Source organism: Sphingobium sp. RSMS (genome assembly GCF_005406185.4).
GTDB classification, from domain to species: Bacteria; Pseudomonadota; Alphaproteobacteria; order Sphingomonadales; family Sphingomonadaceae; genus Sphingobium; species Sphingobium fuliginis.
Map to the genome: position 1 here is coordinate 3,388,302 of NZ_CM191257.1, position 19,979 is coordinate 3,408,280.

Annotated in this window: 18 protein-coding genes, 1 tRNA gene and 2 pseudogenes; 11 read left to right on the top strand and 10 right to left on the bottom strand. The window is 64.0% G+C overall.

The window, feature by feature from the left end; translation table 11 throughout:
* Positions 1-6: 6 nt before the first annotated feature.
* Entirely contained in the window at positions 7-624 is a 618-nt protein-coding gene (locus EGM87_RS16580) for a ribonuclease D (protein ID WP_025552208.1), read from the bottom strand.
* A gap of 247 nt (positions 625-871) precedes the next feature.
* Between EGM87_RS16580 and EGM87_RS16585 the strand changes: the two genes are divergently transcribed.
* Entirely contained in the window at positions 872-1,696 is an 825-nt protein-coding gene (locus EGM87_RS16585) for a cold-shock protein (protein ID WP_137709544.1), read from the top strand.
* Positions 1,697-1,939: 243 nt separating this feature from the next.
* The gene (locus EGM87_RS16590; protein ID WP_137709543.1) at positions 1,940-2,560 is read left to right on the top strand and encodes an ATP-binding cassette domain-containing protein; all 621 of its coding nucleotides are present in this window, start codon (positions 1,940-1,942) and stop codon (positions 2,558-2,560) included.
* 16 nt (positions 2,561-2,576) lie between these two features.
* Here the strand turns inward: EGM87_RS16590 and EGM87_RS16595 are convergent.
* Together EGM87_RS16595 and EGM87_RS16600 are read right to left on the bottom strand one after the other, a co-directional pair.
* Positions 2,577-2,960 (bottom strand): annotated as a pseudogene (locus EGM87_RS16595) (transposase family protein); the annotation flags it as partial.
* A gap of 22 nt (positions 2,961-2,982) precedes the next feature.
* A protein-coding gene (locus EGM87_RS16600) for an IS3 family transposase (protein ID WP_101756503.1) occupies positions 2,983-4,154 on the bottom strand; the annotation gives its coding sequence in 2 pieces (ribosomal slippage) (positions 2,983-3,902 and positions 3,902-4,154; 1,173 coding nt in all).
* 67 nt (positions 4,155-4,221) lie between these two features.
* Between EGM87_RS16600 and EGM87_RS16605 the strand changes: the two genes are divergently transcribed.
* Complete coding sequence (locus EGM87_RS16605) at positions 4,222-4,611, top strand: hypothetical protein (protein WP_171010004.1); 390 nt, start codon at positions 4,222-4,224, stop codon at positions 4,609-4,611.
* 93 nt (positions 4,612-4,704) lie between these two features.
* Here EGM87_RS16605 and EGM87_RS16610 read toward each other — a convergent pair whose 3' ends face one another.
* Positions 4,705-6,120 (bottom strand): helix-turn-helix domain-containing protein, encoded by a 1,416-nt coding sequence (locus EGM87_RS16610; RefSeq protein WP_137709541.1) that lies wholly within the window; start codon positions 6,118-6,120, stop codon positions 4,705-4,707.
* 123 nt (positions 6,121-6,243) lie between these two features.
* Here EGM87_RS16610 and EGM87_RS16615 point away from each other — a divergent pair, with 123 nt between their 5' ends.
* The gene (locus EGM87_RS16615) at positions 6,244-6,411 is read left to right on the top strand and encodes a hypothetical protein (RefSeq protein ID WP_007682549.1); all 168 of its coding nucleotides are present in this window, start codon (positions 6,244-6,246) and stop codon (positions 6,409-6,411) included.
* A 61-nt stretch (positions 6,412-6,472) separates the two neighbouring features.
* On the opposite strand, the pseudogene EGM87_RS16620 reads toward EGM87_RS16615, so the two are convergent.
* From EGM87_RS16620 to EGM87_RS16635, 4 genes and pseudogenes are all read right to left on the bottom strand, one after another.
* A pseudogene (locus EGM87_RS16620) lies at positions 6,473-7,473 on the bottom strand (inorganic phosphate transporter).
* A gap of 18 nt (positions 7,474-7,491) precedes the next feature.
* Positions 7,492-8,607, bottom strand: a complete 1,116-nt coding sequence (locus EGM87_RS16625) for a DUF47 family protein (protein ID WP_044661376.1) — start codon at positions 8,605-8,607, stop codon at positions 7,492-7,494.
* A gap of 106 nt (positions 8,608-8,713) precedes the next feature.
* A complete protein-coding gene (locus EGM87_RS16630; RefSeq protein ID WP_137709540.1) occupies positions 8,714-10,828 on the bottom strand; it encodes a TonB-dependent receptor domain-containing protein in 2,115 nt (704 codons plus the stop codon).
* Positions 10,829-10,955: 127 nt separating this feature from the next.
* Positions 10,956-11,870, bottom strand: a complete 915-nt coding sequence (locus EGM87_RS16635; RefSeq protein ID WP_048576279.1) for a LysR substrate-binding domain-containing protein — start codon at positions 11,868-11,870, stop codon at positions 10,956-10,958.
* A 110-nt stretch (positions 11,871-11,980) separates the two neighbouring features.
* On the opposite strand from EGM87_RS16635, the gene EGM87_RS16640 reads away from it, so the two are divergent.
* The 7 genes from EGM87_RS16640 (at position 11,981) to EGM87_RS16670 (ending at position 17,742) form a co-directional block, all read left to right on the top strand.
* Positions 11,981-12,054, top strand: a tRNA-Gly gene (locus EGM87_RS16640).
* A gap of 27 nt (positions 12,055-12,081) precedes the next feature.
* Positions 12,082-12,276: a DUF4169 family protein gene (locus tag EGM87_RS16645; protein ID WP_044661379.1), complete on the top strand. Its 195-nt coding sequence runs from the start codon at positions 12,082-12,084 to the stop codon at positions 12,274-12,276.
* Between the two features lie 173 nt (positions 12,277-12,449).
* Complete coding sequence (locus tag EGM87_RS16650) at positions 12,450-13,394, top strand: hypothetical protein (protein ID WP_244309641.1); 945 nt, start codon at positions 12,450-12,452, stop codon at positions 13,392-13,394.
* 160 nt (positions 13,395-13,554) lie between these two features.
* On the top strand, positions 13,555-14,772 hold the full coding sequence (locus tag EGM87_RS16655) for an argininosuccinate synthase (RefSeq protein ID WP_103000800.1): 1,218 nt from the start codon (positions 13,555-13,557) through the stop codon (positions 14,770-14,772).
* A gap of 174 nt (positions 14,773-14,946) precedes the next feature.
* Positions 14,947-15,597, top strand: coding sequence for an EF-hand domain-containing protein (locus EGM87_RS16660; RefSeq protein ID WP_137709539.1), 651 nt, complete (start codon positions 14,947-14,949; stop codon positions 15,595-15,597).
* A 73-nt stretch (positions 15,598-15,670) separates the two neighbouring features.
* Positions 15,671-16,390 carry a response regulator gene (locus EGM87_RS16665; protein WP_025551099.1) on the top strand — a complete coding sequence of 240 codons (720 nt, stop codon included), beginning with the start codon at positions 15,671-15,673 and terminating at the stop codon, positions 16,388-16,390.
* On the top strand, positions 16,387-17,742 hold the full coding sequence (locus tag EGM87_RS16670; RefSeq protein WP_137709538.1) for a sensor histidine kinase: 1,356 nt from the start codon (positions 16,387-16,389) through the stop codon (positions 17,740-17,742). The genes EGM87_RS16665 and EGM87_RS16670 overlap by 4 nt, the downstream gene beginning before the upstream one ends.
* A 533-nt stretch (positions 17,743-18,275) precedes the next feature.
* On the opposite strand, the gene arsC is transcribed toward EGM87_RS16670, so the two are convergent.
* Together arsC and accC are read right to left on the bottom strand one after the other, a co-directional pair.
* On the bottom strand, positions 18,276-18,620 hold the full coding sequence (arsC, locus tag EGM87_RS16675) for an arsenate reductase (glutaredoxin) (RefSeq protein WP_137709537.1): 345 nt from the start codon (positions 18,618-18,620) through the stop codon (positions 18,276-18,278).
* Positions 18,621-18,626: 6 nt separating this feature from the next.
* Complete coding sequence (gene accC, locus EGM87_RS16680; RefSeq protein WP_025549844.1) at positions 18,627-19,973, bottom strand: acetyl-CoA carboxylase biotin carboxylase subunit; 1,347 nt, start codon at positions 19,971-19,973, stop codon at positions 18,627-18,629.
* Positions 19,974-19,979: the final 6 nt, after the last annotated feature.

Genomic DNA, 19,979 nt, shown 5'->3' on the forward strand with positions numbered 1-19,979 from the left:
CAGCCCTCACATATGCGCGAAGATGTCGATCTCCGGCCAACCCGCCAGGTCCAGCTCCGCCCGGTGCGGCAGGAAATCGAAACAGGCCTGCGCCAGTTCCATCCGCCCCTCGCGCACCAGCCGCTTGTCCAGCTCCGCCTTCAGCGCATGCAGGTACCGGACGTCCGACGCCGCATAATCCTTCTGCGCGTCGGACAGCACGGGCGCGCCCCAGTCGCTCGACTGCTGCTGCTTGCTGATCTCCTGCCCCAGCAGCTCGCGCACCAGTTCTTTAAGGCCATGCCGGTCGGTATAGGTCCGCACCAGCCGCGACGCGATCTTGGTGCAATAGACGGGCGCCGCCACCACGCCCAGATAATGGCGTATCGCCGCAATGTCGAAACGCCCGAAATGATAGAGCTTCAGCCGCTCCGGATCGGCCAGCGCCGCGCGCAGGTTCGGCGCGGCATAATCGCTGCCGGGGTTGAAGCGGACCAGATGCTCGTCCCCCCCGCCGTCGCTGATCTGCACGACGCACAGGCGGTCGCGGGGCGTGATCAGCCCCATGGTTTCGGTGTCGACGGCGATCGGGCCGGGGGCAAGGACGCCCTCGGGCAAATCCTCTTCATGGAAATGGACGGTCATGATTCCCCTCTATGGCCAAAGCCGCCGGTTCGCAATCGCCCCTTGGCGACCGGGAACGAAAGGCGACCGGGGCGGTCGCAAAGCCGCCATTTTCAGGCCTTTTACCCGCCTCAAAAATCATTCGCCTGTCCCGGAAAAGTTGATATAGTGATTCCCAAACCGCGCGTGAGCGGTGGATTCTGCATGTCATTCGCCCGACATGCTTGTCTGGTTTAGTCTGGGGCGAAGCGAAAGTGACCAACAGGGCATGAGTTTTGATAGAGGTCGCCGCGGCGGGCGCGGCAAGGACAAGCGCGACAGTTTCGGCGACGACAGTTTCTATGAAGGCGGCCGTGGCGGCTTCGGCGGTGGGTTCGACCGCGGCGGTTTCGGTGGTGATCGTGGTGGCTTCGGCGGCGGCGACCGCTTCGGCGGCGGCGGTGGCGGCTTCGGCGGCGACCGTGGCGGTTTCGGCGGCGGCGGCGGTGGCGGCGGCTTTGGCGGTGGTCGCGGCGGCGGCGGCGGTTTCGGCGGCGGTGGCCGCGGCATGCCCGCGCAGGTCGTCGGTGAAGGCACCGGCGTGGTCAAATTCTTCAACGGGCAGAAGGGCTTCGGCTTCATCGTCCGCGACGATGGCGGCGAAGACGTGTTCGTCCACATCAGCGCCGTCGAGCAGGCGGGCCTGACGGGCCTCGCCGAAGGCCAGCCGCTCGGCTTCACCCTGGTGGATCGCGGCGGCAAGGTGTCGGCCACCGATCTCAAGATCGAGGGCGAACCGCTCCCCGTCACCGAACGCGCCCCCCGCGAACCCCGCGCCGGCGGCTTCGGCGATCGTCCGGGCGGCGGCGACCGCGGCCCGCAGCGCCAGCTCACCGGCGAACGCGCCAGCGGCACGGTCAAGTTCTTCAACGCCATGAAGGGCTTCGGCTTCATCCAGCGCGACGACGGCCAGCCCGACGCGTTCGTGCACATCAGCGCCGTAGAACGCGCCGGCATGAGCGCCCTGAATGAAGGCGACCGCCTCGACTTCGAACTGGAAGTCGACCGCCGCGGCAAATATGCGGCCGTCAACCTTCAGACGAAGGCCGACTAAAGAACAGCCTGCCCGCTTTAGGGAGAGGATAGAAGGGGTCGCCTGCCCGGCGGCCCCTTTTTGTTTGCCTGCTAACTTGGGCTTCGGCAGCTTTGCGCCCGTCTTCGCCGTTCGGACCGCTTGCCGCTATTCCCGAAAGCTGCCACCATTTTTGGAAGCATTGCTATTGCGTCTTAGAACAGAAAATTGGTTGCTGTTGCAGTCGATGATGGCGTCACAGGTGGAATTTTCGTGGAAAGCCAGATGAAAGACACGTTACGGATAGAACGCCTGCGATTTGTAGCTGGCAGTGCACCTGACCAACCTCCTCTTGAAATTGAATGCCCAAATGTGACCATACTGGTTGGACCGAACAGTGCGGGCAAAAGCCAGACCTTGCGCGAAATTGAGGCGTATTGCTCGGGCCTAGAAGTGTCGTCTGTCCTTTTAGACCAAATCGAAATTGCCATGCCCCAAAACGGTGAGGCGATTGATCGAATGATGATGGTGTACCGGACGGAAGCCCCCCAAGGGCAGGGAGTGCAACCAGGAATTCTCTGGTTTTTTCGCCCACGATCTAGAAATAACGAGCAAGAGCTTAGAACTCAAATACAGAGTACGAGCTTTGTTGATTGGCATAAAAACAATCAAATTTTACAACTTCGTCAGTATTTTGTTCGATTTTTCACTACTCGACTTGATGGTCGCACGCGGTTTGAGCTGATCGACCCAAAGCCAACGGGAGATCTTGATCGCCCGCCCGAAAATCTGCTGTGGCATCTCTTTAAGTCGAAAAAAATTCGCGAAGCAGTTCGTAAGTTCACTGAGCAAGCTTTTGGGAAATTTTTTGTTGTTGATCCAACCGGTATTGACCTGACCCCCTGATTTCCACCAGCGCGGATTAGAGGCTGGCAGCTTTGTTGCGCATGAGCGCGGGTTGAGCAATGGCCTGCGCAGCGGAGCCCGTAGGGCGTAGCGAAGCAGGCCATTGCTTATGCAGTTCAGCGGCGAAGGCCGCAGGGGTTTCGTATCCAAGGGATGAGTGCGGCCTCTCCTGGTTGTAATCCTCTGCCCAAGCGGCGATCACCACCCGGGCATGGTCCAGGCTCAGGAACAGGGTCTCGTTGAGCAGCTCGTCGCGCATCCGACCGTTGAAGCTCTCGACGTAACCATTCTGCATCGGCTTGCCCGGGGCGATATAGTGCCACTCCACCCCGACTTCCCCGCACCAGGCGAGGACGGCGTTCGAGGTCAGCTCGGTGCCATTGTCGCTGATGACCTGACCCCCTGATTTCCACCAGCGCGGATTAGAGGCTGGCAGCTTTGTTGCGCATGAGCGCGGGTTGAGCAATGGCCTGCGCAGCGGAGCCCGTAGGGCGTAGCGAAGCAGGCCATTGCTTATGCAGTTCAGCGGCGAAGGCCGCAGGGGTTTCGTATCCAAGGGATGAGTGCGGCCTCTCCTGGTTGTAATCCTCTGCCCAAGCGGCGATCACCACCCGGGCATGGTCCAGGCTCAGGAACAGGGTCTCGTTGAGCAGCTCGTCGCGCATCCGACCGTTGAAGCTCTCGACGTAACCATTCTGCATCGGCTTGCCCGGGGCGATATAGTGCCACTCCACCCCGACTTCCCCGCACCAGGCGAGGACGGCGTTCGAGGTCAGCTCGGTGCCATTGTCGCTGACAATCATCCCAGGTTTGCCGCGTTCGGCGATCAGCTCGCTGAGCTCGCGCACCACCCGACGCCCCGAGATCGAAGTGTCCGGCACCGCGCGCAGGCACTCGCGGGTTACATCATCGACGATGTTGAGCACCCGGAACCGGCGTCCCGTAGCCAGCTGATCATGGACGAAGTCCAGGCTCCATCGCTGGTTGGGTAGCGCCAGAACCGGAGCCGGTGCCCGTGCGCCGATGGCACGACGCCGGTTGCGCCTGCGTCGGACCGCCAGCTTCTCCTCGCTATAAAGACGCTGTGTCTTCTTCCGGTTGATCACCACGCCCTCCCGCCGCAGCAGGATGTGCAGCCGACGATAGCCAAACCGGCGGCGCTGCTGCGCAAGCTCGCGCAGCTTCGACCGAAGGTCAGCATCATCTTCCCGCTGTGACCGATAGCGCATGCTCTTCCGGTCAGCGCCGATAACACGGCACGCCCGCCGCTCGCTCATCCCCAGTACCGCCTGGAGACGAGCGACCGCCTCTCGCTTGGCAGCGGGCGTTACCAATTTTTTGCGAGAAGATCCTTCAGGCCGGCATTATCCAGCATCGCCTCGGCCAGCAGTCGCTTCAGCTTGGCGTTCTCGTCCTCAAGCGCCCGCAGCCGCTTGGCCTCCGAGACCTCCAGACCGCCATACTTGGCTTTCCAGTTGTAGATCGTCGCTTCCGACACGCCGTGGCGACGAGCCAAGTCGACAGTCTTCGCGCCAGCCTCCTGCTCCTTCAGCACGCCGATGATCTGCTCTTCTGTGAACCTTGCTCGCTTCATTCGTCCGTCCTTCCATCAGGTCAGACTCTAATCAAGCTTGGAGGAAAATCCGGGGGTCAGGTCACAATTGGTGAATTTAGATGCCGCATCGCTTCACGGTCTACAAGAAGAGCGGGCATCGATAAAATTAGCTATGGAGAAAGCTGGTCGCGCCAACTGTAAAAAACTTGGTCTTGATGCCTTAGGTTCCGACAAAAGCGCTGCGGAAGATTTACTCAGTCGATTTGCATCCTTTGGCGTCATGTTTGTACCGGTCGGCGAATTAGAGTGTTGGCTGAAGACTAAAATTCCGGAACAGGTTTCAAAGCAAAATTGGTTGATGGCCATGTTCGAAGCAATGGGGGCCGACCCAGAAGATGCGCTTTATCTGAAAGCCGGGGTTGATGATGTGTGGGCATTTATTGAGACGGCTCGACTCTGGGTTGACAATCCTGAGCGTCAAGGCATGCCAAACTGAGGAGATGAGAGATTTTCCTAATTGAATTAGAGGAGGGCGGCTTTCTGCTAAACGGCGCCCTAAGCCGACATTCCGCCACCGGCCAAATCCCCCTCAAACCCGCCGAAACGGAAACGGCGCCACCGTCCGCTCATAACCATGCAGATCCAGCGCCCGCGTCACCGGCGGCAGGGCGCGATCCGGACACCCCCGCCGCTCGCACAGATGGCAGGTCGGCCCCACCTCGGTCGCCGCGCCTTTCTCGAAATCGATCCCGTCGGCATGCACGATCCGCGCCCCATGCTTCGCCTCGCAGCCCAGCGCGATCACCGACCGCCCCCGCGCGCCGCCCTCCTTGGGCAACCCCACCGTCAGGCTGACGAAGCGCCGCCCGTCCACCGTCTCGATCAGTTGCGTGTGCACCGCATCCGGCGCCTGCGCCTCATGCGCGTCCCAGCGCGGGCAGGTGCCCCCCAGCCGCGCAAAGGGCCACGCCTCCCCGTCGAACCGCTTCGACACGATGCCCGCCCGGTCCACCTTCGCCATGAAGAAGGGCACGCCGCGCGCCCCCGTCCGCCCCAGGCTGGTCAGCCGATGCGCCAGTTGCTCCATCGACACGCCGAAGCGCGCCCGCAGCAGCGGCAGGTCGTGCCGGCTCTGCTCCGCCGCCTTGGCGAAACGGTCATAGGGCATGATCAGCGCCGCCGCCGCATAGTTGGTGAGCGCGATTCCGGCGAGGCGGCGGCTGTCCTCGTCCGGCGGCCCCGCCCGCGTCACCTGCCCGCTTATGGCGTCCGCCAGTTCCTGCGCGCAAAGCTGATAGGCCACCGCGAACAGCCGCCCCGAAGAGGCCAGCCGCTCGCTCAGCAACAGCCGCCGCCGGTGCATGTCATAATGGCGCAGCGTTCCCGTCAGCACATCCTCCCGCACGATCTGCACGGCCATGCCATGCCGCTCCTTCAGCCGCGCCCGGATGCCCGCCTGCAAGGCCGATGGATCGTCGCCCAGTTCCCCCGCCAGCGACTCCGCCGCCGCATCCAGCTCCGCGAAATGATTGCCCGCCCGCGCGATCGTCTCGCGCAGCCAGTCGAGCGGCGCATGCAGCGGCGCCACGCTCCCCGGCGCCCCCGCCAGTCCGGACGCCACCTGCTCCGGCAGGCGCCGCAAATCGCTGAGCGCCCGGTAAAATCGTCCGATCGCCTCGCTCACCCCCGGATAATTTTCCGCGACCTCCAGCACTTCGTCGCGGGCGATGCCGATGTCGCGCACCAGCGCGTCGGACAATATCTCCCCCAGCGCGCTGGCGGCCCCTTCCTGCGTGCTGGCGACGAAATCGCGAATGTCGATGTCATAGACATTGGCCAGCCGCAGCAGCATCTGCGCCGTCAACGGCCGCTGGTTGCGCTCCAGATGGTTGAGATAGCTGGGCGACACCCCCAGTTCCTCCGCCATCCGCGTCTGGTTCAGCCCCAGCTCCCGCCGCAAAACCCGCAGCTTCGGCCCCAGATAGAGTTTCCGATCGTCCGCCATACTGTCACTATGTCAAAAAATGACAATATGAACAAGTCACCGCATGACACCGCTTCACTAATCGGCCTTCATTGACCGACTCGTTCATGGTTTGATGCGTCATCCCAACGGAAAGGAAGACCCATGGAAACGACCGAAGCACCCCAGCCCGCCCGCTCCCGCGCGGTTTTCTCCCAGGAGGATTTCGGCCTGATCCGAACCGCCATCGCCCATTATCTGCGCGAGGTTCAGGACAAGCCGGAATCTGTCAAATACGCCAATCTCTACCACCGCCTCGGCCGGGTGAGCTGAGCGTTTCAGGGTTCAGGAGAGGGAAGGGCGCGGCGGAAAAACCGACCGCGCCCTTTTCCCGTCAGAACAGCCGCGTCAGCCCGTAAAAGGCCGCGCCGATCACCGCCGCCGCCGGCAGCGTCACCACCCAGGCGACGATAATGCTCGACGCCACGTTCCACCGCACCGCCGACAGCCGCCGCGAAGCCCCGACGCCCACGATCGCGCCGGTGATGGTGTGGGTCGTCGACACCGGCACGCCCAGATGCGTCGCCAGGAACAGCGTCAGCGCCCCGCCGGTCTCCGCGCAAAATCCCTGTCCGGGCGTCAGCCGCGTGATCTTCGACCCCATGGTGTGGACGATCTTCCACCCGCCAGCAGCGTCCCAAGGCCCATCGCCGCCTGACAGCTCAGCACCACCCAGAAGGGCACATGGAATCCGCCCGTCAGCATGCCCTGCGAATAGAGCAGCACCGCGATGATCCCCATCGTCTTCTGCGCATCATTGCCGCCATGCCCCAGCGAATAGAGCGACGCCGACACAAGCTGCATCTTGCGGAACACCCGGTCCGCCCCCTGCGGCGTGAAGCGCCGGAAAATCCAGCTCACGACCAGCACCAGCAGCAATGCCAGCACCAGCCCGATGGCGGGCGACAGCACGATGGCGGCGCTGGTCTTGAACACCCCGCTCCACACCACGGCGGAAAGTCCCGCCTTGGCCGTCCCCGCGCCCAGCAACCCGCCGATCAGCGCATGGCTGCTGGAGGAGGGGATGCCCAGCCCCCAGGTGATGAGGTTCCAGGCGATGGCCCCCATCAGCGCGCCGAAAATCACCGCCGGATCGATGATGCTGGCGTCGACAATGCCCTTGCCCACGGTCTCCGCCACATGCAGCCCAAAGAAGAGGAAGGCGATGAAGTTGAAGAACGCCGCCCAGGCGACCGCATATTGCGGCTTCAATACGCGCGTCGACACGATGGTCGCGATCGAATTGGCGGCGTCGTGCAGCCCGTTCAGGAAATCGAACAGCAGCGCGACCCCGATCAGCGCGATCAGCAGCGGAAAGGCGATATGGGCTTCCATCTATCTGCTCTGGCCGGATCAGGCGTGGTCGATGACCAGGCCGGAAATCTCGTTGGCGACATCCTCGAACCGGTCCGTCACCTTCTCCAGATGGCTGTAGATTTCGTTGCCGACGACGAAATCCATCGGATTGCCCTGCCGCGCCTGGTTGTAGAGCGCTTTCAGCCCCGCCTCATGCAGGATGTCGGCATGCCCCTCCAGCTTCACCAGCCGTTCGGTCAGGTCATGCAGCCGCGCCGAATTCAGGTTCAGCGACCGCAGCAGCGGCATCGCCTCCGCCGTGATCCGCGCGCATTCGACGATCAGGGCGCTCATGTCCTGCATCTGCGACGGAAATTCCTTCACCTCGAACAGCGCGATGGCTTTCGCCGTCTGGTTCATCTGGTCGATCGCGTCGTCCATCACCCCGATCAGCCCCGTAATGGCGCTGCGGTCGAACGGCGTCACGAAGATGCGGCGCACATCCTGCAGCACTTCGCGGATGATGTCGTCCGCCTCATGCTCCCGGTCCGAAATCTCCTTGATGTGGGCGTCGATGTCCGGCCCGCCCTTCAGCAGCTTGGCGAGCGCATCGGCGCCGGCGACCAAAGTCGCGGCATGATCCTCGAACTGCTCGAAAAAGCGCCCTTGCTTGGGCATCAGCGCGTGAAACCAGCGCAGCATTCCAGTCCTTTCGCTTTGCCATTCCTTGACCCGCAGCAACGTCCGCACGAACAGGCCCGGGTCCCGGGGCGGTTCGCGGAAAGCGGCGATGATGGATTGCAGATCGGGTTCGTCGACAGCCTTTGCAGCTTCGGCAACGGGGAACCAACGCAGTTCCCGCTGCCCTTGTTCGGGCCATTGCGACAACTGGCCCGTCACCGCAAGCGGGAAAACCTCGACGGTCGCCTCTTTCGTGTCGCCCCGCCGCCGTTTCTTGTCATAGCGATAGCGGCCGAGCGGCGCGGGACAGGCAATGCCGTGAATGCCCGCCTCTTCATAGGCCTCCAGCTCTGCGGCGCGGTGGCCGGCCATGCCCTTGATGCGATTGCCCTTGGGAATCACCCATCGCCGCGTATCGCGAGAGGTGATCAGCAGGATACGCATCGACCCGTCGGGGCCGGTCGAATAAGGAAGGGCGGCGATCTGACGCATTCAGCCGCCCTTATACGCCCGCCGGCGCATCCGATCGAGTTTCGCCCACCCCTGGTCCATCCGCGCCTTGTAACGAAATCGTCACATTGCGCAATCAACCAGGTTATCAGATCGACAGGCGGGCCGTCAGGCGGATGTCCCGTCCCGCCAGGGGGGCGTAATCCTTCAGGAAACTGGCCGCCCGCCGCGCCTCCACATCGAAGATGTTGTTGGCGGAAAGGGTGATGGTGGTCCGGTCATTGCCCTTGAGCGGCTTGAAGGAGAGCGAGGCGTTGACCAGCGTGAAACCGTCGGTCGGCGTTTCGGTGTCCGCGATGCGGTTCTGGGCGAAGCTGCGCTCGACCTCGCCCCGCAGGCTCAGCCGGTCGCCCTGCAATTCCACGCCGCCCAGCAGACGAAGCGGGGGTATGCGCGGCGCCGGACCCGATCCGACGATGGTGGCGCGCACATAGTCGGCCACGCCATCCAGGTTGAGGGCATAGCCGCCGATCTGCCCCAGCTTCACCGTGCCTTCCGCCTCAAAGCCGAGATAGCGAGCATTCGCCTGCAGATTCTGGTAGCAGGGGAAATCCAGCGGTTCTCCGCCATTGGCGGCCATGCAGACGCTGTCGTCGGCCAGCGTATCGTAGATATAGCCGTCGAACCAGTTGTGATAGGCGGAAAGCGAGAGGGTATAGCCATTGCCCTGGCCGCGCAGCGTGCCTTCGACGCCCCAGCTCTTTTCCAGCCCGAAATCGGGATTACCGAGTTCAAAGGCCTGCGTTCCGGCATGGTTGCCGCGGGCGAACAGCTCCTCGGCCGAAGGAGCGCGCTCCGTGCGGGACAGGTTCAACCCGACCCGCCAGCCAGGAGCGAGTTCCTGACTGATCCCCAGCGAACCGGAAAGTGCATTGAAGCTGCGATGATAGGCGGGATTGAGCAGCGTCTCGTCCGCATCGGCCCCGACCCGCGTATGTTCATAACGCCCGCCCAGCTCGACCCGGGTGGTGCCGAGGTCGAAGGATTGCAGCGTGAAGAAGCCCAGTTGCTCCGTCTCGTTGCGCGGCAGGAATTTTTCTTCCCCCACCACGTGGAAGTTGCGTGCAAAGAACTGCGCGCCGATCGCGCCGTCCCAGCCGCCGCGCCTGGCCTGGACCAGTTCCAGCCGCGATTCGATCGACTGGTTGTAGAATGTCGTGCCGACCTCGCCCGTCTCCTCTATCTCCTGATGCTGATAATCGGCGAAGCCCGCGCGCAGGCGGATCGATTCCAGGAAGCCGCCATTGACGGGCAGTTCGGCGCGCAGGTCGGCCCGATCCTGCTTCATGTGCAGCCGCACCTTTTCCGCTTCGCCATCGGGATCGAGCGAATAGCGGACCGGCACGCCGTAGAAATTGTCGGTATGCGCCACCGAAAAGCCCAGATTGCCGCCATCGGTGATGAGCGCCGCGCCGCCCGCCACTTCCCATGTCCGCGCCGCGCTGTTGGGCAACTTGCCGCGCAGGGTGGCGAGGTCGCGGATTTCCGGGTCGCTGCTGGCATTCGCCTGGGCCCGCAGGGCGGGGGTCAGGATATAGCTGCCGGTGTCCAGATCGCCGCTCTTGGAATAGCTGCCGTCGAAATGGACAACGAACTTGTCACCGATGGGGGCCTCGATCTCGCCCGATCCGGTGCGTTCATTGGCTGCGCTGCCATAGGTGGCGATGCCGTCGACGTGGATCGGTTCGTCCGGCACGCGGCGGGGGATGCGGCTGTCGATCACATTGACCACGCCGCCAATGGCGGAGGAGCCGTAGAGCAGCGCCGCAGGGCCCCGCAGCACCTCGATCCGGTCGGCAGTGAGGGGATTGATCGCCACGGCATGGTCGACGGAGGTGTTCGACACGTCGAAGCTGCCGATGCCGTCGGTCAGGATGCGCACGCGCTCGCCCTGGAAGCCGCGCAGCACGGGGCGGGAAGCATTGGGACCGAAGGAGGTTGCCGAGACGCCGGGCTGGTGCGCCAGAGTGTCGCCGATGGTGGGGCGCAGCGCCCGGGTGAGTTCTTCGCCGGATACGACCGACGTCCCTGAAAGAATATCGCCCTGCCGGCGTGGAATGATGGCGGTGACAACGATGTCCACTCGTTGATCATGATAGGCTTGGGGCGCCGCGTCGGCGGGTGCGTCCTGAGCGAAGACGGGAAGGGCGGCAGACAATGCGGAAAAGGCGCAACCGGCACGCAACAGTGCGGAACGATACATTCGGTTCGTCATCCTTGAATGGGAGGAGATGCGCTCTCCTATCTGAAATGATATAGCATATCAATACTGCTTGGCGCGGGATCGATCGCTTGCCCGCGAAATCGGCTCAGCCAGTCGCAGCGGATGATCAGAGAAAGAGGAATTCCGCCAGCGCGGCAGCCGCGGCCGGGCTTTCGGGGCGGAGAGCCTGCCGCACTTCGATGGCCGGGAGCGGACGTTCGAGCGCGATCCGTCTGATCCCGGTCATCCGGCCCAGATCGCGGGCGAGGGGGCCGAAGGCGGCGAAGCAGCCCGCCCCTTCGCGCAATATGGTCATGATGTCGAACAGATTGTCGGTCTCCAGCACCGGATCGCCCAGTCGGACGCCGCCGCGCAGCAGCGCCTCGTCGATGATCCGCCGCAGGCCGTTGCGCGGCTCCATCGCCAATGTCGGCATGGCGGCAAGCTCTCCGGTCGCAACGCTGTCGCGGCGGGCGAGCGGATGGTCCGCGCCGGCATAGAGGTTGATCTGCTCCGACCAGCCATAGCGGGAGGATGGCTCATCCGTCTCGCCCAACGCATAGAAATAGGCGATGTCGGCCTTTCCCCGGCGGAGCGCCCAGGCAGCTTCGTCGGCCAGGTGGATCGTCAGGTCGAGCGTGATGGCGATGTCGTCATTCGCGGCCTCGAACGCGGCCAGCGCTTCCTGGAAATGGCCGAAGACCGGGGCGGGCGCGGCCAGGACGATGCTTTGCCGCGATGGCGCCGATTCCGACGGAGGGGCGGCGGGGATCATGCCGTCCGCCTGATCGACCCCCCAGTTTTCCGGCTGATCCTGCGACAACAGGGTCATGGCCTCCGCCGTTTTCCGACCGGCGGCGGTCAGGCGGGGGGCGCCAGCAAGATCGTCGAAGAGGCGGTAGCCCAGACGCAGCTCCAGCGAGGCCAGATCGCGGGCGACATCATCGGGTGTGATCCCCAGATCGCTGGCGCAGCGCGAGAGGCTGCCCGATGCCACCATCTGCGCGAATATATCCAACTGGCGCAGGGAAGGCGTGGCCATGGCCCCTGATAGTGCAAATATCGCGCGGGGTTAAGGCCGATATTGGGTGAATATCGCTTTGGCATATTGACGAAGGCTGCCCAAAGATGGCAGGGCGCTCAGCCTGACGGGCGGGTATAGCTCAATGGTAGAGCACTAGCCTTCCAAGCTTGTGATGCGGGTTCGATCCCCGCTACCCGCTCCATCCCCTCATGGAGGCCCGTCCACGCCCATGGGCGACATCGTCAATCTACGACAGGCGCGCAAGGCGAAGGCTCGGGCGGACAAGGAACGCCAGGCGCAGGGCAATCGCGTCAAATTCGGCCGCACCAAGGCGGAACGTCTGGCGCAGTCAGCGGAAGAAGAACGGAACAGGCGGCTGATCGAAGGCGCGCGCCGTGACAATAGGGATGATAGTCCCAAATAATAGATCGCTGATTCTGGACCGCAGGCAAGAATATAAAGTCTAAAACATCATCCATCAAAATGAACGAATGTTCATGTTGGCCATGTTCTGATCATTTCGTCGGCCCTTTGGCTCGATTGATCGGGAATAGCCTTCAGGCTTTGCGCTGAATCGTGAGGCTCGCGGGTTTGATCATGGCTATGACTGGAAACATTCGCTCACTTCGCCCCGCCAGGGCCGCGATTGCCGCTGTTCTGGCTTTCAGTTCGCCTCCGCTGCTCGCGCAGACCATCGTGCCGCCGAGCCAGCCGGTGATTGTCAATCCAGCCGCGGAACCGGAGCAACCGCCGGCTTCGTCCGCTCCAGCATTTGCGCCCGCGCAGCCTGTGGTTCAATCGACGCCTTCGGTCGAACAGCGGCTGGATGCCGCCATTGCGGCGTCGCAGGCGGAGGAGAAGGCGCAGACTGTGGTAGCGGCTCCGGTGGAGCGGCGCGCACCAAGGCCAGCGACCCGAACGGCAGCGCGGACCGAGCCTGTCGCGTCCCCGCAACGCGCTACGGCCCCGGTACAAAGCGAAGCGCCTGTCCCGGCGCCTGTACAGGCGGCCGCTCCGCCGGCAGCCGCCGCTCCTGTCAGGCCGGCGCCGGTTCCTCCGTCGCAAGCCGGGATCGATCCCGCGCTGCTTTGGGCGCTGGGCGGCGGCTCGCTGCTGATGGCGGGCCTCGCGGGCGCTGCCCTGTTGCGCAGGCGCAAGCGTCGTGAGGAGCAGTGGGAAGGCCAGGAGCATTGGGAGGGCGAGGTGGTCCAGCCCATGCCTGCGGCACCAGCTCCCGCCATGCCGCTGATGACGCCACCGCCCGTGATTGCTCCTGCGCGGAGCGAGGAGGAAAGCAGCTTGGAAGCGATGGTTGCTGCGCCGCCCAGCCCGGAAAACCCGTTCCGAACCCACGCCAAGCGCATGACCCGCGCAAAATTCCTCCTCGCGCAGCGGCAGAAGCAGGGGGCGACCCCGGCGGCGGAGGAAACCATGGCAGCGCCGCCAGTATCGGCCAGGCCCGCGCCTGCGGCCACGCAGACGGTCTATCGTTTCGGTTCCGACCGGCGCCGCGACAGCGTCTTCAAGCCGCGGACGAGCTGAGCCCGATTCGATTCCTTGCGGAAAGGGGATGTCGGTTCCGATCGGCATCCCCTTCGTCATGCGATAGTTCCGCCGTTGCGGTTGCGTTGGACCGCCCGGCCTGATACCGGCCCGCCGGTAATTGCATGGCCGCCCAGGCCCGCTTCAAGGAAAGTTGCCCATGTCCGACAAGATCAACCGCATCGTTCTTGCCTTCTCAGGTGGGCTGGATACCAGCGTGATCCTGAAATGGCTGCAACAGACCTACCAGTGCGAGGTGGTGACCTTCACCGCCGATCTGGGACAGGGCGAGGAACTGGAGCCCGCCCGCGCCAAGGCGCGTCTGATGGGCGTCAAGGAAGAGCATATCTTCATCGATGACCTGCGCGAGGAATTCGTGAAGGACTATGTCTTCCCGATGATGCGCTCCAACGCGCTTTATGAAGGGCTTTACCTGCTCGGCACGTCCATCGCCCGGCCACTGATCGCCAAGCGGCAGATCGAGATCGCGAAGCAGGTCGGGGCGGATGCCGTCAGCCACGGCGCAACCGGCAAGGGCAATGACCAGGTGCGCTTCGAACTTGGCTATTACGGTCTCGCGCCCGACATCAAGGTGATCGCGCCCTGGCGCGAATGGGACCTCACCAGCCGCACCAGGCTGATCGAATTCGCTGAGAAGCACCAGATTCCGATCCCCCGCGACAAGCGCGGCGAAAGCCCCTTCTCGACGGACGCGAACATGCTGCACACCTCTTCGGAGGGCAAGGTGCTGGAAGATCCGTGGGAAGAAACCCCGGACTATGTCTATTCGCGCACGGTGAATCCGGAGGATGCGCCCGACGCGCCCGAATATATCACCATCGATTTCGAGCGCGGCGACGGCGTGGCGATCAATGGCGTCGGCATGTCGCCCGCGACCCTGCTGGAAACGCTCAACGACTATGGCCGCAAGCATGGCATCGGCCGTCTCGATCTGGTCGAAAACCGCTTCGTCGGCATGAAGTCGCGCGGCATGTATGAAACGCCGGGCGGCACCATCTACCACCTCGCCCATCGCGGGATCGAGCAACTGACGCTCGACCGGGGCGCGGCGCATCTGAAGGACGAGTTGGCGCCGCGCTATGCCGAACTCATCTATAACGGCTTCTGGTTCTCGCCCGAGCGCGAGATGCTGCAGGCGGCGATCGACTTCAGCCAGGAGAAGGTGACCGGCACGGTTCGCCTGAAGCTCTACAAGGGCGGCGTCTATGTCGTCGGCCGCAAGTCGCCCCATTCGCTCTACAGCGAGAAGGTCGTGACCTTCGAGGATGATGCGGGCGCCTATGACCAGCGCGACGCGGCGGGCTTCATCAAGCTGAACGCGCTTCGCCTGCGTCTGCTGGGACGCCGGGATCGTTGAATTTGATTGTCGTTCCCGCGAAGGAGGTTTGGAACCGAAGCCAAGCCTCCGCCCGATACAAATTGCGACATTTTATCGGGTGACGTGACAAAATTGCGGGACAAAACTCCCCGATAAGCGTCTTCAAGGACGGCAGGGCGCCGTTCGTGACAGACGCTTTGAAGGAAGATTTCCATGATCCGCAAATTCATGACCACGGTGGCGCTGGGCTCGCTGTTCGTCGGCGGGCTTGCTGCCTCGCACCTTGCTTTCGCTCAGGACGACAGCGCCGGACCGCGTGGCGGCGGCATGCTGATGATGGCCGACGCCAACAAGGACGGCGCCGTCACAAAGGTGGAACTGACCGCCGCCCTCGAAGCCCGCTTCGCCAGGCTGGACGCCAACAAGGATGGCAAGCTCGACCAGGCGGATCGCGACATCCTCCGTCAGCAGCGGCTAGATGAGCGTTTCGCGGCGCTCGATACCGACAGGAACGGCCAGATCAGCAAGGCGGAATTTGCCGCCGGGCATCAGGGCCGGGACGGCATGCACGACCGCATGGGCAAGCCCGGCGGGCCGGACGGCCATGGCTGGGGCCATCGCGGTTGGGGAAAGCATGGTGGCGGACAATATGGTGGGGCACAGGGCATGCGCGGCGGTCCGGGCGCTGAAATGAAGAAGGACGGCACCATCACCAAGGCCGAATTCATGACCCGCCCGCTCGCCATGTTCGACAAGGCCGACGCCAATCATGATGGCAAGGTGACCGCCGATGAGATGAAGGCGGCGCGGCAGGCCTTCCGCGACGGCTGGCGCGACCGCAAGGGGCCGCCGCCCGCCAATTGAGGGCAGGGGTGAAGGCGTCGATTGCGCGCCTTCGCCCTTCCCACCCGCATCCAGCCATGACAAGAGCCGGACCATGAGCGAACGACCCCATCTGCTGCTCGTCGACGACGAGCGCTCGATCCGCGAGCCGCTGGCGCAATATCTCGGCCGCAACGGCTTTCGCGTGACGGCCGTCGAAAATGCGTCGGAAGCGCGGATGCGCCTTAACGCCAACGCCATCGACCTGGTGATCCTGGACATCATGATGCCGGGCGAGGACGGGTTGTCGCTCTGCCGCCACATCCGTGAGACCAGCGAGATTCCGGTGATCCTGCTGACCGCGAAATCGGAGGAGACGGACCGTATCGTCGGGCTGGAAATGGGCGCGGACGATTATGTGCTGAAGCCCTTTTCCCCGCGCGAGCTGGTCGCCCGCATCAAGGTGATCTTCCGCCGCGTCGCGACCGGCGGGCAGCGGGTCACGGCCCCCGATGGCGCAACCTATGCCTTCGCCAACTGGCTGCTCAAGACGCAGGAGCGCACGCTGGTCGACGGCGAGGGGGTGGCGTTGCCCCTTTCCACGGCGGAATATAATCTGATGCTGGCCTTCGCCACCCGGCCCAATCAGGTGTTGAGCCGCGACCAGTTGCTGGACATCACCCAGGGGCGGGAGGCCAATGCCTTCGACCGGGCGATCGACAACCAGATCAGCCGCCTGCGCAAGAAGATAGAGCCGGACCCGAAGAACCCGACCCTCATCAAGACGGTCTGGGGCGGCGGCTACACCCTGTCCGCGGACGTGCGGAAGCTGTGAGGCGGCTGCGCCTTTGGCCGCAGAGCGTCGTCGGCCAGATCATCATCCTCGTCGCGCTGGCGCTGTTCGTGGCGCAGGCGATCAATTTCACCCTGTTGCTGCGCGAGCGCCAACGGATCGAGCTGACCGCGCAGACGGCGCCGGGCGTCTATCGCATCGTCGACGCGCTCGACAACCGGCCGGACCGGCGCGGCGGCGACGAGGCGGATCGGCGGGGAAGGGTGCGCTTCCTGAATGCTGCCCCGCCCTTGCCGGGGCAAGCCCGGCCGGACGTCGAGCGCCGCGCGAGGGCGATGTTCGACGATGTCGGCCTTTCGGTCCGCTCCATCCGTGCGGCCGAACAGCCGCAGCTGCTGCCGCTGCGGCGCTGGGACAATTTCCGCATGCGCGCGGCCGGCGGCAGGCATGATCATGTGCATATGACGCGTCTGGCGATGGCGGTCGAATATCAGCCGGGCAAATGGGCGCTGACGCAGACGCGCATCGGGGACCGGCCGCCCCGCTTCGGCGGATGGCTGGTGGGGCAGACGCTGATCCTCTACGCGATCGTGCTGCTGCCGCTGCTCTGGGTCGGGCGCAGGCTGGCGCGGCCGTTGAAGCAGTTGACCCTTTCGGCGGAGCAGTTCGCCCGCACCGGATCGGCCGACCCGGTGGAGGAACGCGGCCCCGGCGACGTGCGGCAGCTCACCATAGCCTTCAACGCGATGCGCAGCCGCATCTTTGCGATGTTGAACGAGAAGGACCGGATGCTGGGCGCCATCGGCCATGACCTGCGCACGCCCCTGGCCTCGCTGCGCGTGCGCGCCGAATCGGTGGAGGACGAGGGCGAGCGGGCCCGCATGTCCGAGACGATCGACGAGATGAACCGGATGCTGGAGGATATTCTCTCGCTCGCCCGCGCGGGTCGCAGCAGCGAAGCCCGGCAGAAGGTCGATATGTCGGCGCTGGCGGACGCCGTGGTCGAGGATTTTCTGGAACTCGGGTCTCCGGTCGATCTGGCCGACAGCGATCGCGCGGTCGCCAATGTGCGTCCGCAACAGATTCGCCGCGCGCTGCGCAACCTGATCGAGAATGCCATCGTCTATGGCGAGCGGGCTCATGTCTCGGTCGAAAGAGGGGATGGCACCATCCGGCTGATCGTGGCGGACGATGGACCCGGCATATCGGAAGACCGGATGGAAGAGATGATGGAGCCCTTCACCCGGCTGGAGGGCTCGCGCAATCGGGACACTGGCGGGGCCGGCCTGGGGCTGGCGCTGGTTCGGGCGATCATGACCGAACATGGCGGCGCGCTGAAGCTCGCCAACCGGGCGCAGGGCGGATTGGAAGCGAGTCTGGTCCTGCCGGCCTGAAAATGGCGATTTTCAGCCGAAGTTCACAGTGTATGCGCGCGCGTGCCCGGGCGCGCGTAGGCGCATCGCGCAATGCGTCGGACGTTTCAAAGAGGGGTGGGCGATAGGCCGGCCGGCGGACAATAGGACAGGCCGAATTGGGTCATGTCGGGGAAATAGGATATTTTGTCAGGAGCCTGTTGCGCTTGGGTCACATGCTCCTGCGGGGGGCTTGGGGCGAGGTCGGGAGCAGAATGGCTGGAAATTGGCCAGTTCGAGACCTTCCTTCTTTCTTGAGGGAGAAGAATAGGAAGTCTTGGCGGCGAAGGAGCCCAGGCTGATTTGGATGAGGGGGGAGCGGGCCTGCGGCCCGCGCGATCCCCTGGATCGCAACCCCCTCACCCAGCTACGACTAAGGCAGCAAGCTGCCAAGTCTGCGCAGCCCTCTCCCTCAAGGGAGAGGGATAAAGCGGGTGTCCGCTTACCATCCTTTTTCGTCTTCCATTTCGGCCTTAGCCCTGGGCCGAGCGCAGGATGACGCGTAACGACGCAGGCTAGAGGATTTCATTGGCCCTTTCAGGAGGGCGGGCGATCACCGCGCCCTTGTCCGTGATCACGATGGCGCGTTCGATCAGGATCGGGTGCGTGGCCATCGCGTCGAGGACGGCCTTGTCGTCCGATACGTCCAGGCCGATTTCCTTCACTATGCCCTCGCCCTTGCGGACGGCTTCCGATGGGCGGACGCCCGCCCTCTTCAGGACCGCCTCGATTTCGGCGCGGCCGGGCGGGGTCTTGAGATATTCGACGACCTCTACGTCGACCCCCGGTGCATTTTCCAGGATCGCGAGCGCCGCGCGCGACTTGGAGCAGCGGGGGTTGTGCCAGATGGTCGCCCTCATGCCTTCTTATCCCTCACGTTCCAGCCACTCTTCCAGCCACTTGATCGTGTAGTCGCCGTTGAGGAAGTCCGGGTCGGTCAGCAGCTTCTGGTGGAGCGGGATCGTGGTCTTCATCCCCTCGATCACATATTCCTCCAGCGCGCGGCGCAGGCGCATGATCGCGCCTTCGCGGGTGCGGCCATAGACGATCAGCTTGCCGATCATGCTGTCATAATAGGGCGGCACCTTATAGCCCTGGTACAGCCCGCTATCGACGCGGACATGCATGCCGCCCGGCACATGATAGCTGGTGACGGTGCCCGGCGAGGGCGCGAAAGTGCGCGGGTCTTCGGCGTTGATGCGGCATTCGATGGCGTGGCCGGTGAAGACCAGGTCCTTCTGCTCGACCGAGAGCGGCTTGCCCTCCGCTACGCGGATCTGTTCGCGCACCAGATCGACGCCCGTGATCATCTCCGTCACCGGATGCTCCACCTGCAGGCGGGTGTTCATCTCGATGAAGTAGAATTCGCCGTCTTCCCAGAGGAATTCGATGGTGCCCGCGCCGCGATAGGCCATGTCGGCCATCGCCTTGCGCACGACTTCGCCCATCCGGTCGCGCTCGGCGGTGGAGAGGACGGGGGAGGGCGCCTCCTCCAGCACCTTCTGGTGGCGGCGCTGGAGCGAGCAGTCGCGTTCGCCCAGGTGGATGGCGTTGCCGTTGCCGTCGCCGAAGACCTGGAATTCGATATGCCGGGGATTGCCCAGATATTTTTCCATATAGACGGTGTCGTCGCCGAAGGCGGCCTTGGCTTCGGAGCCGGCCTGCTTCATCAGCGTTTCGAGCTGGTCTTCGGAAGGCACGACCTTCATGCCGCGTCCGCCGCCGCCAGAGGCCGCCTTGATGAGCACGGGGTAGCCGATCTTCGCGGCGATTTCCTTCGCTTCCGCGATGTCGGAGATCGCGCCGTCGGAGCCGGGAACCAGCGGCAGGCCGAGCGCGCCGGCGGTGCGCTTTGCCTCCACCTTGTCGCCCATGATGCGGATATGTTCGGGCTTGGGACCGACGAAGGCGATGTTGTGCGCCTCCACGATTTCGGCGAACTGGGCGTTTTCCGAGAGGAAGCCATAGCCCGGATGGATCGCGTCCGCGCCGGAGATTTCGGCGGCGGAGATGATCGCGGCGATGTTGAGATAGCTGTCCTTCGCCGCGGGCGGGCCGATGCAGATCGCTTCGTCGGCGAGGCGCACATGCATGGCGTCGGCGTCGGCGGTCGAATGCACCGCCACCGTCTTGATGCCCATTTCATGGCAGGCGCGATGGATGCGGAGCGCGATTTCGCCCCGGTTCGCGATCAGCAGCTTTTCGATGGCCATGTGTGA